1 rRNA gene is annotated in these 255 nt (G+C 53.3%); it reads left to right on the top strand.

What is annotated here, in order from left to right:
- Window positions 1-255 (top strand): 16S ribosomal RNA (locus K9V48_RS28825); the annotation flags it as partial.

The following is a 255-nucleotide window of genomic DNA, read 5'->3' as shown; positions in this document are numbered from 1 at the left end:
GATGGGAGCTTGCTCCCTGATATTAGCGGCGGACGGGTGAGTAACACGTGGGTAACCTGCCTGTAAGATTGGGATAACTCCGGGAAACCGGAGCTAATACCGGATAACATTTTGAACCGCATGGTTCGAAATTGAAAGATGGTTTCGGCTATCACTTACAGATGGACCCGCGGCGCATTAGCTAGTTGGTGAGGTAACGGCTCACCAAGGCAACGATGCGTAGCCGACCTGAGAGGGTGATCGGCCACACTGGGA

This window comes from Metabacillus rhizolycopersici (assembly GCF_020075705.1).
This window is presented reverse-complemented; position numbering and strand designations above follow the sequence as displayed.